The organism is Lederbergia galactosidilytica, assembly GCF_017873565.1.
Classification (GTDB): Bacteria; Bacillota; Bacilli; order Bacillales; family Bacillaceae_C; genus Lederbergia; species Lederbergia galactosidilytica.
On sequence record NZ_JAGGKH010000007.1, the window covers coordinates 104,164 to 120,565 of the forward strand.

12 protein-coding genes, 1 tRNA gene and 1 pseudogene are annotated in these 16,402 nt (G+C 35.5%); 1 reads left to right on the plus strand and 13 read right to left on the minus strand.

Translation table 11 applies throughout. The features are described from left to right. Positions 1–204: 204 nt before the first annotated feature. The 4 genes from tig to J2Z23_RS09235 form a co-directional block, all read right to left on the minus strand. Positions 205–1,494 carry a trigger factor gene (gene tig / locus J2Z23_RS09220; RefSeq protein ID WP_057986915.1) on the minus strand — a complete coding sequence of 430 codons (1,290 nt, stop codon included), beginning with the start codon at positions 1,492–1,494 and terminating at the stop codon, positions 205–207. Between the two features lie 145 nt (positions 1,495–1,639). Further along, positions 1,640–2,653, minus strand: coding sequence for a tetratricopeptide repeat protein (locus J2Z23_RS09225; RefSeq protein ID WP_057986917.1), 1,014 nt, complete (start codon positions 2,651–2,653; stop codon positions 1,640–1,642). 238 nt (positions 2,654–2,891) lie between these two features. Next, the gene (locus J2Z23_RS09230; protein ID WP_057986919.1) at positions 2,892–3,470 is read right to left on the minus strand and encodes a DUF6944 family repetitive protein; all 579 of its coding nucleotides are present in this window, start codon (positions 3,468–3,470) and stop codon (positions 2,892–2,894) included. Between the two features lie 554 nt (positions 3,471–4,024). After that, positions 4,025–4,279 (minus strand): hypothetical protein, encoded by a 255-nt coding sequence (locus tag J2Z23_RS09235; protein ID WP_057986921.1) that lies wholly within the window; start codon positions 4,277–4,279, stop codon positions 4,025–4,027. Positions 4,280–5,342: 1,063 nt separating this feature from the next. Here J2Z23_RS09235 and J2Z23_RS09240 point away from each other — a divergent pair. Next, positions 5,343–5,528, plus strand: coding sequence for a CsbD family protein (locus J2Z23_RS09240; RefSeq protein WP_057986923.1), 186 nt, complete (start codon positions 5,343–5,345; stop codon positions 5,526–5,528). A gap of 777 nt (positions 5,529–6,305) precedes the next feature. On the opposite strand, the gene J2Z23_RS09245 is transcribed toward J2Z23_RS09240, so the two are convergent. The 9 genes and pseudogenes from J2Z23_RS09245 to J2Z23_RS09285 form a co-directional block, all read right to left on the minus strand. After that, a tRNA-Arg gene (locus tag J2Z23_RS09245) sits at positions 6,306–6,379 on the minus strand. A 189-nt stretch (positions 6,380–6,568) separates the two neighbouring features. Then, a complete protein-coding gene (locus J2Z23_RS09250) occupies positions 6,569–7,093 on the minus strand; it encodes a metallophosphoesterase (protein WP_057986983.1) in 525 nt (174 codons plus the stop codon). Between the two features lie 151 nt (positions 7,094–7,244). Next, positions 7,245–8,651: a sulfatase family protein gene (locus J2Z23_RS09255; protein ID WP_420795701.1), complete on the minus strand. Its 1,407-nt coding sequence runs from the start codon at positions 8,649–8,651 to the stop codon at positions 7,245–7,247. A gap of 73 nt (positions 8,652–8,724) precedes the next feature. Next, complete coding sequence (locus tag J2Z23_RS09260) at positions 8,725–10,236, minus strand: sulfatase family protein (RefSeq protein WP_057986985.1); 1,512 nt, start codon at positions 10,234–10,236, stop codon at positions 8,725–8,727. Between the two features lie 133 nt (positions 10,237–10,369). Beyond that, positions 10,370–11,929 carry a type 2 periplasmic-binding domain-containing protein gene (locus J2Z23_RS09265; protein WP_057986987.1) on the minus strand — a complete coding sequence of 520 codons (1,560 nt, stop codon included), beginning with the start codon at positions 11,927–11,929 and terminating at the stop codon, positions 10,370–10,372. A gap of 41 nt (positions 11,930–11,970) precedes the next feature. Beyond that, a pseudogene (locus J2Z23_RS09270) lies at positions 11,971–12,652 on the minus strand (carbohydrate ABC transporter permease). Positions 12,653–12,667: 15 nt separating this feature from the next. Next, positions 12,668–13,633 carry an ABC transporter permease gene (locus J2Z23_RS09275; RefSeq protein ID WP_209973718.1) on the minus strand — a complete coding sequence of 322 codons (966 nt, stop codon included), beginning with the start codon at positions 13,631–13,633 and terminating at the stop codon, positions 12,668–12,670. A 284-nt stretch (positions 13,634–13,917) separates the two neighbouring features. After that, positions 13,918–15,054, minus strand: coding sequence for a helix-turn-helix domain-containing protein (locus J2Z23_RS09280; RefSeq protein ID WP_209973720.1), 1,137 nt, complete (start codon positions 15,052–15,054; stop codon positions 13,918–13,920). Further along, positions 14,961–16,163, minus strand: coding sequence for a cache domain-containing protein (locus J2Z23_RS09285; protein ID WP_209973722.1), 1,203 nt, complete (start codon positions 16,161–16,163; stop codon positions 14,961–14,963). The genes J2Z23_RS09280 and J2Z23_RS09285 overlap by 94 nt, the downstream gene beginning before the upstream one ends. Positions 16,164–16,402 lie beyond the last annotated feature (239 nt).

The following is a 16,402-nucleotide window of genomic DNA, read 5'->3' on the forward strand; positions in this document are numbered from 1 at the left end:
GCTATATCCTTCCATATAACCTTCATATTAACAAGCCATAGCTATGTATTGCATTGTACCACATTCCGTAATGTAATAACCATTATTCAAACTCATGCTGGATCCATAAAGGATCAATATGTATTCTTTTTGGCAAAACAAGGCACGGATCTTACCTGTGCCTTGTTTATCAATTCTTATATCTTATGTGTATGTTTATGTTTTTTATGCATTTGTTTTGCTATTTTCAACTAGAACATCAATTGCTTTTTGCAATTTCAAATCTGCTTTTAGACTGCTCATATTCGCACTCATTATCTTTTTAACTTCATCCACTTCCATCTTGTACATCTCAGCCATTTTGTTCAATTCTTCATCAACAGCTGAGTCATCTACCTCGAGATTTTCAGCTTTAGCAATTGCTTCTAAAGTAAGGGAAGTTTTAACGCGTTTTTCAGCATCTTCCTTCATTTGGCTACGAAGGTCTTCTTCGCTTTGACCAGAGAATTGGAAATAAAGATCAAGATTCATTCCTTGCATTTGCAAGCGTTGCTCAAATTCTTGCATCATTTGGTCCATTTCATTGTCTACCATTACTTCTGGAAGATCAATTTCAGCATTTTCTGTAGCTTTTTCTACTAAGTCATTTTTTAGCTTTTGTTCAGCCTCATTTTTCTTTTCTTCCGTAAGTCTGTTTTTGATGTTAGCCTTAAGTTCTTCTAGTGTTTCTGCTTCTTCGTCAACATCTTTTGCAAATTCATCATCAAGCTCAGGAAGTTCTTTCGCTTTGATCTCATGAAGCTTAACCTTAAATGTAGCTTCCTTCCCTGCTAATTCTGCCGCATGGTACTCCTCAGGGAATGTAACTACTACATCTTTCTCTTCTCCTGATTTTACCCCAATAAGTTGTTCTTCAAACCCAGGAATGAAAGATCCTGAACCAATTTCTAGAGAATAGTTGTCAGATTGTCCACCTTCAAAGGCTTCCCCATCAACAAATCCTTCGAAATCAATTACTACCGTATCGCCATCTTCCACAGCACCATCTTCTTTAACAACAAGCTCAGCTTGACGCTCTTGAAGTGTTTTTAATTCTTCTTCCACATCATTATCTGATACAGAATCATCTAGTTTTTCTACTTCAAGACCTTTGTATTCACCTAATTTTACCTCTGGTTTTACGATGACTGTTGCAGTGAAAATTAATTCCTTCCCTTTTTCCATCTGCTCAATGTCGATCTCAGGGCGATCTACAGGCTCAATTCCCGCTTCTTCTACAGCCTTAGCGTAGGACTCAGGAAGAATGAAATCAAGTGCATCTTGGAATAAACTTTCTACTCCAAAACGTTTTTCAAATAATGGACGTGGAACTTTTCCTTTACGGAATCCAGGAATATTAATATCCTTAGAAACCTTTTTAAAAGCCTGGTCCAAACCTTCATTAACAGTTTTTACGTCTACCTCCACTGTTAATACACCTTTATTACCTTCAAGCTTTTCCCATTTTGCTGACATTTTAATACCTCCAACAATATATACTCAGTTGTCTTACTGCTTATTTGCGGTTACTCGCTTCACTATGTATGTTCCACTATCTTATACACAATCCAGCATAACCATTACATTATAACATAGGATACCTTTGTTTCAAATATTGGAATTAAACAATAGTCGAAGAAATTTCCTCCAATTTTAAGATAAAAGCGAAAGTGGTGCTTAACTCCTCTTCACCTATATCGTAAAATTCCGCTAGTTTTTTTGAATTCCAACTTTCCCCATATATTTCATATCCCATCGCACGGTAAGCAGCTGCCCACACTGACGGATTAACCGGCTCCCATTCAAAAGGATAAAGACAATAGGAATGTCGTTTTATCATATCAAGAATCTGTTCCAGTAAAACAGGATTATGATCTCTTAATTCGGTTTCCACCTGTTCCTTTACTGTAAGAAAGAAGGGAATTTCCTCAACAGAAGGAAGCTCTATGGGACTCAATGTTTTTTCCACATCAAATTTTTCCACCAAAATAAATTGGTCAATTTTATTCTCTTGAAGAAGTGTGAGAATGACCGTTTTAATAAACGGATGAACCTTTTTAGCAGAAAGCATATCTATTAAAGAATCCAAATAAGGATGGATATTTTTATCCTTCAACATACCTAATCCAATCAATTGATCTTGAGAGCTTTGTTCTTGATGGATAAACGAAGTTTCTTCCTCTATATTTGCAGAATTTCCCACCCCTTGATTTCTAGCAGCTTTTTCACTTAATTGCAGTAATTGCAAAAAATGCTCTGCTTTTTCAGGAGGGATTTCATTTTCTTCAAATAACGGTTTTAAAGTCGAAACGACTTGTTGATAATCGTTTAATTGAATTAATATCATTAAATATATATCAAGAACGTCATAAAAACTGCCAACACCACTTTTTAGAAGCTCCTCAGCCATTTGCCTAGAATCATGATAATCCCCATTCTCATACAAAGCTGCAAGATAGGCTGCTGAAATCTGTGGATCGGTTGAATCCATTTGATACGCCTGTTTTAGCAAATCAACCGCTTCTTGAAATTGATGAGCTTCCAAGCTAGATACGCCTTTTTCGTAATAACGGTCCTTCAGTCCTGGAAAAGGGATAATAATTGCTGAATCACGATTGTTTTGATCTTTTTTCATGATAGAACCGCCCATCATTTAGGTTAGAAAATAGTTTAACAAAACATGACAAAGAACACAAATAGATTGAATGAGTATAAGCGCAAAATACGTAACCATCTTTTCATGTTTACTGAGCACCTTAGACTTTTGTGGTATAAATGAACAACTTTTTAATACTTTAAAATGTAGCAACCATCTTGTTTTTTGATGTAAGAAAAAGCACCTCATAGGGTGCCTCGATAAAATCTTCTGCAATTTATTCATTGATATTAAGACGTATTTCCTCCGACTCTTCTTGAATTTGCCCAATTAGTGATATAACAGATCCAGCTGCCTGAACCCAACTTCCAGCAACCCCAATTTGTTCTTGCTCAGAGTTACTACCCTGCAAAGCTTCAATACCACCTATAGCCTGTAAAGAGTTACCAATGCCTTGCAATAAGTTTCCAGTGATATTCTCTAATCTGCCATCTTCCGTGCTATCAAAAAATTCATCGGCAACTCCTACAAAACTCCCTAACGCCTGGATCCAGGTGCCCGTAATAATAAGGTTTTGTTCCGTTTCTTCATCAGATGTACCATAAAGTAAGATTCCAGCAATTACCGTTGAATTACCTGTAGCCTGGAGTTCATCGCCCAATTTTTCAAAGGATACTGTACCTTGTCCGTCAGCGGACAATGCACTCCCTAAAGCTTGCAATGTATTTCCCACCAAACGAAATAGGTAGCTTTGATTTTCGTTTAAATGAAATTGACTTGTGCTACCAATTGCCGCTTGGATAGTTCCGATTGCCGAGAGTAGAGAACCAATTATTTCCTTATAATGACTATTCATTTACGATCAAATCCAAATTACATTGATTTTGATTATTCTATTCAAATTTTATCGATCTGTGTTCTTTGTCATCATATCACATATTAAATGGAGCCAATAACAGAAGCAGAGGAAAGCCTTTTTGTAATCTTTGAATAAGGTTTATTAATTTAACAAAATAAAGCTTAATAAAAGAGCAAAATCTAAAATTTATCATTTTCCGACAAAAGACGCCCTCTTCAATTTTGTGCAGGGCATAGCCCAAAAATAAGTGGGAGATGAATGACGGTTGGGGTATCCAGAACGCACGTTTGTATGGTACATTATTCCTGTAAGTTGTTCTTTGAAAACTGAAGATATGAGGTTGTGACAGGAAAAACGTCTGTCACGTAAAATCTTCAACGTTCTATCGCCTCCACGCATTCCGAAGTTGCGAAAACCAAGCTAAAGTAGGGTGCGTGGCGAGTCAACGTATAGGATATATAAAGCTTTCACCGTAGGGACTACGGGTAGAGCCTGCTAAAATAACCGAGGGATGCCTTGGTATTCGCAGGAATCTCTCACTTCAAATTTCGTTAGAAATTAAGTGGTGAGTAGTTCAAATTTGCATAATGAGCCCTTTTCCCTTTGCCCGGGGCAAAGGGTGGTTTCAATTGCTTCGTTTCCATAATAATTTCATCAATATTCATTTGCCTATCTATATATACCTCTCCAATTTTTATTACAATACAGCTTTTGGCTAATGGAATCCATTCACTATCTGGCCCGTTTGCGTAACACAATTCATCTTGCCATTTAATTGTATTAAATATTATAATAATTAATTTCACTTTATTTCACCGCTACATTTTGACTAACTAACCGCCTATTTTACCTGTTTACTATAAAAAAGAATATATCCATTTTTTAAAGAAATAATAAGGCCATATTAAACAGTGGGGTTGGTAATATGACGGAAAAACAAATTGAAGATTTCGATAGGGTTATTTCTGCAGGCAAGGAATTTATTGCTGCGAATATTCATTATTGGAAAGAGTAACTTATATCGATACTTGGCAGTTTTGGCTCACATTATTTTTAGTTTTAGGCCCACTCATTGTATTGCTTTTTACGATTAACCATGAAAAAATATTTTTATTAGGATTTTATGGATGGAGTATTCATGTTTGGTTTGGATATATAGATACAGCTTATATCTATCTAGGCTATGTCAACTATCCTTACTACCTATTCCCTTTTTTCCATCTTTTTCATTCGAATCCTCATTAATACCTGTTTTTGCAATGCTAACGTATCAATGGACAATCACCTGAGGAGGCTTGACACTAGGGAACGCAGGCCTGCATGACCCACATCCTGTAGGCCTTCGGAAAGCGAAGTATATTTCCGGAGTGGGTTATTTTCACGCTAATAGTTCGGACTTTACCCAAGCGAAAACACTTTTGTCCCAGCCTCTCTTTTCTTATACGCAAATTTCCCATCTGCAATCAATACATAGATTTTTATTAATACCAATTTGAACTGGAGGTCTTATGAAAAAGAGATAACACAGCTTTAAGAAAACCTCTATCCCAAATGGATATTTTTTTGTTTATCAGGCATAGCTCCTCATTATAATCACTTAAGTTTTCACCTATAAACTTCTTCACTATCAGATTAAGCATGGACCCTTATCTAAGGTTGTGGCCAGCTATTATCTATTCTCCCTAAAAACCTTAAGCTTCTTTTCTATCTTGATGATATAAAGAATGTTGGACAATTTAAACAAACTGAATTTAGTGGCCTCCATAATATTTAAACGGTAGTGTGCCACTTTACTGGTAAAGCCATAAATGTTTTACCTTTTTATGTTTCGGGTACTTCATTCATAACTACTTATAAGGAGTGATAAAAATGAGTGACGGATATAAAGATAAGATTAAAGGTGCTACAGATAAAATAAAAGGTGAAGCTAAATCACAATATGGTAAAGCAACAGATGATACAAAGAAAGTGGCCGAAGGCGAATTTGATAAGGCTAAAGGTGAGGCAAAAACAAAATTAGGGGATATTAAAAATTCTTTTAGCAAGAAGAAATAAGACGGAAAATTCATATTCATATCGGTGCTCTTGAAGAGGAGATTGTTAGTCTTGGACAAGCAAAGGTTGAGACGAAAACTAAAGTGTTCAGCTTCAAAGACGAATAACAATGCATTACCTTAGCAAAATATATTTCCAATGCGGGTTAAATGTAACATAGTTGTTCGGCTTTCCCTTTGGCGAAAACACTTTTGTCCCAGCCTTTTATTAATCAGTTATCCATAAAAAAACTTAAAACTCCCTTTATTAAGCCTTAGATAAAACTATCAAACAAATCACAAGAGCCCCGAAGGACTCTCATTGGGATGTTGTCATGAAACAAACTCAGCTTTATTCATCGCGACTTGATCAGTATCTGCACTTACAAGTGAAGTAGCAGAAAATATTAAACCTAGTGCTAAAGCGCCTACGACAATTTTCTTCTTCATTATCTTACCTCCTCTCGATGAAGATAATATTCAGCAGAAGAGGATGATATCCTTTATTTACAACAAAAAGAGCCCGCTTTATTTAAACCCCTCAGGTTCTATATTTTTTCTCTTCCAAACTGGCCAATTCATTTGGATAAATTCCTGGGTTGTTAGGAATCAGAAAAAGAGGCGAAAATAAATAGGCTACTGTATTTGAAAAAACATAGTGTAATAGCTTGTGTAAAAAATTTTAAAAACCTATTCTTTCTCGTTCTATTAGTAAAGAATAAAAAATGCCGTCAACCTTGATATACAAAGATTGACGGCATTTCTAAGTTTTTATTTTTTGCTCGTTCCGACTTAATGACGTCCCAGGAGGGATTCGAACCCCCGACCCACAGCTTAGAAGGCTGTTGCTCTATCCTGCTGAGCTACTGGGACATTTTGTAAAAGACATTCTTAATTATATAGTCGGTTTAAGATAAAGTCAACAGTTTTTCTAAAACTTTTTTATTCTGTATCTCATTAATGGTGAAAGATACACCAATGAAGCAACTAAAACCTGATATACTAAGCATCTATTTTAATTTAAAAATTGGCCAATTGTAGTAATGACCAATTTTGTAAGGATTATTTTTCTTTTGATATTCTTTGAAATTCCCTTCGGAGAGATTTAACTTCTTCTTGTTGGTCATTAAAAAAACGAACTGTACATATATCCTCTTTTTGTTCGATAATGGCATAAGTTTGTTCATTTCCGCCTCTTGGGAGCAGAATGCTTCCTGGATTTAAAAATAACGTTCCCGCTATTTTTTCTACTCCTAGTATATGTGAATGCCCAAAAAAGACAAAATCCGCCCCAAATTCTTCGGCACGATAAGCTATATTTTGCAGGGAAGATTTAATTTGAAACAAATGGCCATGTGTCACATAAATTTTATATCCTTGTACATCCAATAATAACTCATCTGGAAATTGTTGATCCAAATCACAGTTACCTTTCACTATATGAAATCCTTTAAGAACTGGGTCTACTGCACGTAATTCTGAATCACCACAGTGGATCAATGCATCAACATCGTTTTCATAACTATTTTTCAATGTTTTTATCAGGGAGCGATCTCCGTGACTATCACTCACTATCAGTAACTTCATTTACATGCTCCTCTCGGAAGATTTTCAATATAATTTTATTTTAGCAAAGAAACATAGGAAAAGATATTGAACGACCATGACTTGTATAAAATATGCAAAAAAATTATAAGGAATAAGCGGGAGTAAAAATTCCCTACTTATTCCTTATAGATTAATCTATGTCGCCTACTTTTTCTTTCAATTCGTATAACTCTCTTTTTAATTCTTTGATGATTTCTTGATAGTTTGGATCACTATATACATTATTAAGTTCATACGGATCCTCTTGAAGATCGAATAATTCCCATTCAATCTCTTTTTTAATATTCTGTGTACCTGGTAGCCCAAATCCTTCACCATAATAGCAAATCAACTTATAGTGATGGGTTCTGATTCCATAATGTGCAGCAACGTTATGTTCAGGATCCATATGCTCCCAATATCGATAGTACATAGAGGTTTGCCAATCTTCAGGGGGTGCTCCGGTTAAAATTGGCCGCAAACTCGCACCCTGCATATCTTCAGGTGCTTGGATTCCAGCGAAATCTAAAAATGTTTGGGCAAAATCTACATTAAGCGCAAACGAATCTGTTACACTACCAGGCTTTATTTCTTTTGGGTAGCGAATTAAAAACGGCATCCGTAAAGATTCTTCATACATAAATCGTTTATCATACCATCCATGATCCCCAAGAAAGAAGCCTTGATCTGAAGTATAGATTACAATCGTATTTTCCCTGATCCCGTTTTCATCTATATAATCCAGCAGACGTCCAACATTATCATCAATAGAAGCAATGCACCGAAGATAATCTTTAATATATCTTTGATAATACCAACTTTTTAATTCACCTGGTGTTAAACCTCCAGGAGGATCTTCCTTCACATCTCTTTTGCGTAAATCTCGGCCCACTCGCATTTGCGCTTCTATAGCCGCAGAAGAACGAGTGTCATAATCATCATGAAATGTTTCAGGCTCCGGGATCTCAACATCTTTGTATAAGTCCATATATTTTTCGTCTGGATCCCATGGACGATGTGGTGCTTTATGGTGACACATCATAAAAAATGGCTTATTTCGATCTCTCTTCTCCAACCATTTTAAACTTAAATCAGTCGTAATTTCTGTCGCATATCCAGGGAATACTTTCTTCTCTCCCATTTCAATCATTTCCGGATCATGATAGGCTCCTTGACCAGGGAATATATTCCAATAATCAAATCCAGTTGGATCACTGTTTCCTCCATGCCCCAAATGCCACTTTCCAATCATAGCCGTTTGATAGCCATTCTCCTGTAAAATTTTCGCCACATGCTGTTGGCGTGCATCAAAGTCTTCGTATAATGTTCGCACACCGTTTAAATGATTATACTTACCTGTTAAAATTGCCGCTCGACTAGGTGCGCATATTGAATTCGTGCAAAAACAATTATCTAGTCTCATTCCTTCGTCTGCAATCCGATCAAGATTTGGCGTTTCATTAATACGGCTAGCATAAGCGCTAATCGCATGGGCCGCATGGTCATCACTCATTATAAAGATAATGTTCGGCTGCTTTTGTTCTTTCAATTGGATCACCTTTCTTTTATAGAGTTTTTTTAAATTAGCTTTCACCCTAGCATTCTAGTTTGTATCGAAGACTTACTACAACCTAAGCACCTGAAATCCGTGGCATAGGAAGCGGCTCTATTCCAAGTTCTGCCCAAGCATATTTCAATAATAAGTTGGCTTTTAAGTCGAGATACTTAGGATCATCCCATAGATTATTTAATTCTTGTGGATCAGCCTCAAGATCAAATATCTCTCCATATGTACGATTGTAATAAACGGTTATTTTATAACGTTCATCTACATAGGTTTTTTGGTGAACAGCAGTAGGCTGAGTCCGATATTCACAGATAATATGATCCCTTGCTGCTCGTTCTTTCCCAAGCCAGACATCTTTTTGATCTTCCCCCACCATATGGGCAGGAATAGATAGGTTCGCAAAACTTAAAAAGGTCGGTGCTAGATCTACCAGAGACTGCATAGAGTTAGAAACCTTCCCCGCCGGTATATGTCCTGGATAGCGGACGATAAATGGTAATTTCAGAACATCCTCGTAATGGAAACCACCCTTATCATGTAACCCATGTTGCCCAAAAAAATGACCATGGTCTGTTGTAAATACTATGATTGTCTGGTCAGTAAGACCCAAGGTATCTAATTGATCTAATATTTTCCCAATATAATGATCCATCATGCTAATCATGCCATAGTAGATAGCCATATTTTTCTTAGCTTCCTCTTCCGTCACATGGGAATGAGAATGAAATCCAATATTCCCAATTTCCGTTTCTTTGTAAGGAGAAAAGTCAGGATTTTCTTCTTGGGTCAAACCGAAGTGAGGTGGGTTTTTTTCATGTTCACCTGGAACTAATTTAGGAACACTGAGTTGATCAGGATCATACATGGAAGCCCAGGGTTCTGGTACTAAATAAGGTGGATGTGGATCAAAAAAACTCGACCACAAGAAAAATGGTTCATCATTATCCTTGTATTCTTTTAATTGATGATTTGTTTTTTCCGCAATCCAAGTATTGTAATGATATTTTTCAGGTATCTTCCACTCATATTTTTCAGCGGGATTCATTTTCCCAGTCCGAGGTAGAAAATAATCTCGCCAATTCTTACATCCATTTTCTTCAAGCCAAAGTGCATAATGCTGACCGACATGTGCTTCATTCGTGTGATTTCTAGTTAAATCCACATCTTGGAAACCATAAAAAGGCCCTTTAAAACGCTTCCAAAAATCAAAATCCTGCAAAATCGGATAAGATTCAAGAGACTTGTATTCTTCTGTTGAAGCAAGCGGTTGGAAATGGGCTTTCCCTATTAATGCTGTACGATAATTCCCCTCCTGTAGAAGTTCCCCTACCGTAATTTGATCCTCAGAGAGCTTTGTACCAATGCTCCAGGCTCCATGCTGACTAGGATAAGTACCTGTAATAATAGAGGCTCTAGAAGGAGTACAGGTAGGATTAGGACAATACGCTCTCTTAAAAGTAGTTCCTTCCTTCACTAATCGATCTAGATTCGGTGTAGAAATTTCATGATTAAAATGGCCAATCGTATTCCAATGCTGCTGATCACTTGTGATAAGTAGAATATTTGGCTTTTTCATAGACTCTCCCCCTTCACAAAACTCTTATTGATCAATCCATTCTCAATCATTTTCTATATAATATATTCAATATGTTATAGCTTATCATAATATTAATAAGGAAAAACAGGGGCGAAAATCGTCCCTGTCAGATTTATTCACCATCTTTAAAATTATCATAATACTTTTGATGCATCTCTAACAACTCATTTAAGCCCATTTTATCCAATTGTTCAATGTATCCATCCCATCCAGCATCTACATTGCCTTCAATTATAAATTTAGGGATCATTTCACTAATATATCCATCAATATCGGTCGCTAAAATTGATAGTCGCTCTGCATCTTCAGCACTATATAAAACATTTGGATAAATTTCTTCTGGTTGATATGGCGCATACATTTCAGCATAGCTTTCTTTTTCTTTTTGACCAGGGCTTTGGTTTACTTTTATCTCTGAATCTGCTAATTGAATGAATACTCCGTAGGAACCAGGTGTATTTTTATGTCTGAATTCTTCAAAGCTTGTCCCTTCAGGAGCTTCAATAATAGAATATGTTCCATCATCTTCCTCTTTCAAATTTTCACCAATCGGGCCTGACGATATTTGAATAGCGATGACAGGATCAAACATTTGATCAACCCATTTTATTGTCCGTACTGGATTTGCATTCGCAGAGGTAATAGAGAATCCAGAAACACTAAATGTCCCAGCATTCCGATTCCACATTTGATCACCATCTGGTCCTTTCAAAGGTGGAATAGCTACATATTCACTATCCAAAGTACCAAAATCAGACCACTTGGACCAACTAAAATAAGCTCCGAAAATCGGTGTTTTTGATTTAATCTTTGAATCATATACTGATGTATCATGAGTAAAGGCTTCCTGATCAATCAATCCCTCTGCATAAAGCTCGTGCATCCATTTCACATATTCCTTATATTCTGGTTGGACAGGTGCATAATATACTTTACCATCTTTCACACCAATATTCCGTCCTACTACACCGAATGATCCACTTAATGAATGTGGGCCACGAATGGCATTACTATACATAAAGCTAAAGGGTATCTCATCATTCTTACCATTTCCATTTAGATCCTTTTCTTTAAAAGCTTTTAAAACCTCCACAAATTCATCCGTTGTTTCTGGTATTGACAAATCCAATTCGTCTAGCCATTTTTTATTAATAAAAAAGGCATCATTTGACTGACTTGCTTTATCTTCAATGAATTGTGGTATCGAATAAATATGGCCATCAGGAGCAGTAATCATTTGCTTTATATCTGGGCGTTGATCTAGAATTGCTTTTAAATTTGGTGCATGCTCATCGATTAGATCTTCCAAGGCAATCAGTTGCCCGTTTGCGCCATATTTGACAATATCATTCCCACCTAAACTCCAAGCGGAATAAAAAAAGTCTGGCAAATCATCACTAGCAAACATTAGGTTAATTTGTTCCTGCTGGGTTTGCGGTGTGGCATTCGTCCATTTAATCTCCGCATTAACATTTTCAGCTAGCTCGTCTAGAAATGGCATCTCATCCCAGTCTGTTGTAGCAGCTGGTGCTTTTACACCAAAACCATTTAATGTAACCTTTTCTTCTCCAGAATCCTCCGGAATTTCTGCTGTACCACTATTTTCTTTGCCACTACAAGCACTTAATATAAGTAGCAATACAACACATAAAAAGATCCAACTTTTCTTCACTCAATTTCCTCCTCAAATTTATATTTATATGAACAGATCTATTAACCTTTAATTGATCCGATCATGACACCCTTTACAAAATGCTTTTGTACAAATGGATATAGGATTAGCATTGGAAGACTTGCAATTATTACTACACCATATTTAATTAGGTCGGAAATGTTTTGCATTTCTGCTTCCATACTAGCTAAAGCACCTGAATCCGTAACTTCATTCGCTTGTGATAAAACCAAAACATCTCTTAATACTAATTGAAGTGGATGCAACGCGGCATCACGCAAATAAATTAAAGCATTAAAATAAGCATTCCAATGCCCCACCGCGTGAAATAGCACCATAACGGCTATGATTGGCGTTGATAAGGGAACAACGATTTTCAAAAAGAATTTCCAGTTTGTACAGCCATCCATTTTGCCAGCCTCTAATAATTCATCTGGAATGGTGCCCTGGAAAAACGTTCTGACAATAATCAAATTATAAGCAGATATCGCATTAGGAATTACCATAGCCCAGATTGTATTCACCATTCCAAGATCTTCCTTTGAATGTAATATCCTTTGGCCATAACCAGATCTCACCATTATTTACTGCTTCTGGACTGCTGAAGGAAGCAATCACCATAAAATAAAGAGGATAAATGGTTATAAATAAGATAATGGTAAAAAATGTGGTATTGAAAAAGTCAAATATTTTATCGCCCTTCGTTCTAGCTGTTAGATTCATTAGGCAGCCTCCTTTCTACCATAGGCTTGATTGTCCAGACTTTTTGGCTGTCTGATTCACAATAATAAGTAAGATAAAATTAATGATAGAATTAAACAAACCTACAGCCGTCGCATAACTAAACTGAGCTCCTAAAAGTCCAGCTTTATAAACATGAGTTTGAATAATTTCCGAAGAAGAAATATTGACCGAGTTTTGCATTAAGTAAACCTCTTCAAATCCAACATTTAATAAATTTCCCATATTTAAAATAAGCAATATGATAACTGTAGGTAATATCCCTGGAATATCAATATGCCAAATTCTTCTTATTTTACTTGCACCATCCATAACAGCTGCTTCGTGTAAATCGGGGCTAATCGAAGTGAGGGCTGCTAAGTAAATAATCATTCCCCAGCCGAGATTTTGCCACACTCCAGAAAAAACAAACAACGGCTTAAACCATTCCGGAATACCGAAAAAGAAAATCGGATCTCCACCGAATAATGCAATTAACTGATTAATAATCCCATTGCGTGGGGATAAAAACAGATTAAGCATTCCTACTAATACAACTACCGAGATGAAATGGGGTGCATAGGTAACCGTTTGTACAATACGTTTGAACCGACGACTAACTAGCTGATTCAATAATAGGGCCATAATAATGGGAATTGGAAATACAGCTAATTCAAAAAGCGCCAAACCAATTGTATTTTTTAATACCGTCCAGAACTGATAGGATTGAAAGAAACGTGTAAATTGTTCAAAGCCAATCCATGGACTACCCATTATTCCTAAAGTGGCATTAAAATTTTTAAACGCAATTTGCACTCCATACATAGGAAAATAATGGAAAACTAGAAAATAAAGTAATGTAGGCAATAACAGTAGATAGAGATCATAGTTTTGCAATAACTTTTTCGTTTTCTCTTTTATTGTTCTTTTTCTCTGTATGATGGGTGCACTTTTTTGGAGTACTGCGTCCCCCTGTCCTTTCATATTCATACCTCCCTTTTCTTTTATGTAGATACATTGCTGCTGCAAACGGATTCACGATTTGAGTTTGTGACCCATTCGGTGCCTTCATGCTAAAATACTTTCCAGCTTTTGCGCAATCAGTAATTTCAGATTCTATATGCTAAACACAAACTGACGCATTAAAATAGATAACTTTCCTTATATGTCAAAACAAAACCAATATGCGAAATACAAACTCATCCAACTCTTGCTATATCAGGACTTAAGTCACTTTATGCAACAAAAAAACTTGGCAAACGCCAAGTTTAAATTACATTCTTATTCGTATATTTTTTTCTAAATTCACCGGGTGTCATTTTCTCTTGTTGTTTAAACTTCCTAATAAAACTTGAAACATCACTATATCCGACTCGAATGGCAATTTCTTTAATTTGTAGATCACTTGTCTTAAGTAAATATTTTGTTTGCTCCATTCTTAAACGATTTAAATGCTGTAAGATCGTTTCACCAGTATGCTTTTTAAAATAACGCATAATATAAGCCTCTGATAATGAATAATGCTCTGCTAAGGCTTGAATAGAGAATTGATACTCATGATAGTGATCTTGTAAATATTGCAGTAAATCATCCAATAATATATGATCCCTACCAGATTGCTCATAAACTTCCAACACTTCTTGGATAATTTTGTTGACCGTTTTTTCCATTTCTTCTAAAGAATGAAAATCATTGATTTTCAAAACATCTGGCATCATACCTTCAAGCTTACTTTGAATTGGTTGCATATCCTGAACAATCCGCATAATCACCCCTGATACATCAAACATTAAACACTTCGCTAAAAACAGATTACTATCTGGTGAACGGATAATATTTGTTATTTGTTCTAAGACCTTTTCAATCTGTTTCATATCCCTTTGCCGAATAAATAAGTCTAATTGCTCAACAATTTGTTTATCATACCATTTCATTTTCAAATTTTCCGCCGAGGTTTCCGAGAAAAAGATAATTTGATTCATACCTTTTATTAATTTATATTGCAGAGCTGTCGCAGCTTCCAAATGAGATTTACCGATTTGAATCGCCTCATCATAGCTATTTCCAACTCCGATCGTTACTGTTATTTCCCTATCTTGATTTAGTTTTTTATACCAATCAATTAGCATTGATTGGTCAGGTTCACCAGATAAAATTAAAATAAATGCAGATGCCCCAAATAAATCTATCTGATATTTTTCGGTACTGGGTAAACAACCAATCCATTCTTTAATCCTCTTGAGTGCAAGCGGATTAACCGTTTCATCCTCTTGTTTAAATTCCATAAGCATTACATAATAGCTCATTGCCTCTAAGTGTAAATCAATCTCTTTGCCCAATTTATTAAATGCTTGATAATCTGATATTTCCCCACGCAATAAACGAGTGAATAGGTGTTGCTGCATAAGCGGGCGGCTTTTTCCACACTTTTACTTAAAAGTTGATTTCTTGTTTCCGAATAGTTAATAGCTTCCCATATCTTTTCCACACCATGATGTTGATTTAAGACACGTGACCACTTTTCTTCCGCTCGTCGAATTAACCTACCAAGAGGTTTATAGTTTATTTGCATGCCTATATAGATTAATCCTCCGCCTATTAATAAAATAATTGCATAGGAAACTAAAACCTTATTTCGCACACTATTTACATCCTTCATTAATTCAGATTCAGGAGTGAGCGTAAAAAAACTCCAGTCTAAGAATTCTGATTTCACATGGGATACGTAATAGGTCTGATTATTAATCGTTATATTTTGTAGCCCCTCAGGTCCACTTACGTTCATATGCTTATAAATTTCCTGAAAATCATTATCCCTATTATATAAGCTCGCCACTACTTGGTGTTGGTTGTCTAAAATAAAAGCATTTCCACCAGGAGTATTGACAATGTTTTTTAACATATTTTGAATCATTCTCTCATCAATAAAAAATAGCAGAGTGCCATAAGGGTGTTTACTATTGAAAGGCACGGGTACTCCATAAATAATCATATTTACAGTATTGTTATTAAATATTTCTACTTCTTCTGAATTCCTTAAAAAGGGCTTTTCACTTTCATTGATCGCTTGGTAAAAATCATCATATGGCCAATTTTGAAATTGATAATAAGTAGACGTAAAGGCAGGGAATGAATAACTAGAATCTCCCGAAAATAAATAGTCATTTCCTCTAATATAGTAAAAGAGCTCATAGATAAAATCATTGCCTACCTTATAATTTAATAATTTTTTTGCTTTATATACATCAAAAAAATTATCAACATAATTAGGGGTCAATTCATGTTGAGATGAAACTTGTAAAGAAATTCTATGAAACTCTAATAATTTTGTGTCCACAATATCTTTCATTTGAATTAACTTTTTCTCATTCGAATCCATTACCTGTCCTTTTAAAGTCGCCAATAAATAAAAGTGAATGATCGTTCCTAAAAAAATAATCAGAATAATTAAAATAACAATATAGAATGATAAGTATTGAATACTAAGTGGTAACCTTATATGTTTCTTTTTCATTGACTTCCCTCTTCACTTCATATAATAAACAAGAATGATTTCCTTTATTTATATTGGGAAACCAATGATTTTTCATATAAAAAAACGCTTACAAACAAATGCAACAGTTAAATTAGGAAGATTAGATATATTATTCATATTTACACCCGTAAAATACTAAATGTAGAAAATTTTATCTAAATTCATTCAATGAATTGAATTTTAGCAATGACTAGTACGGTTGTCAATCAAGCAGAATT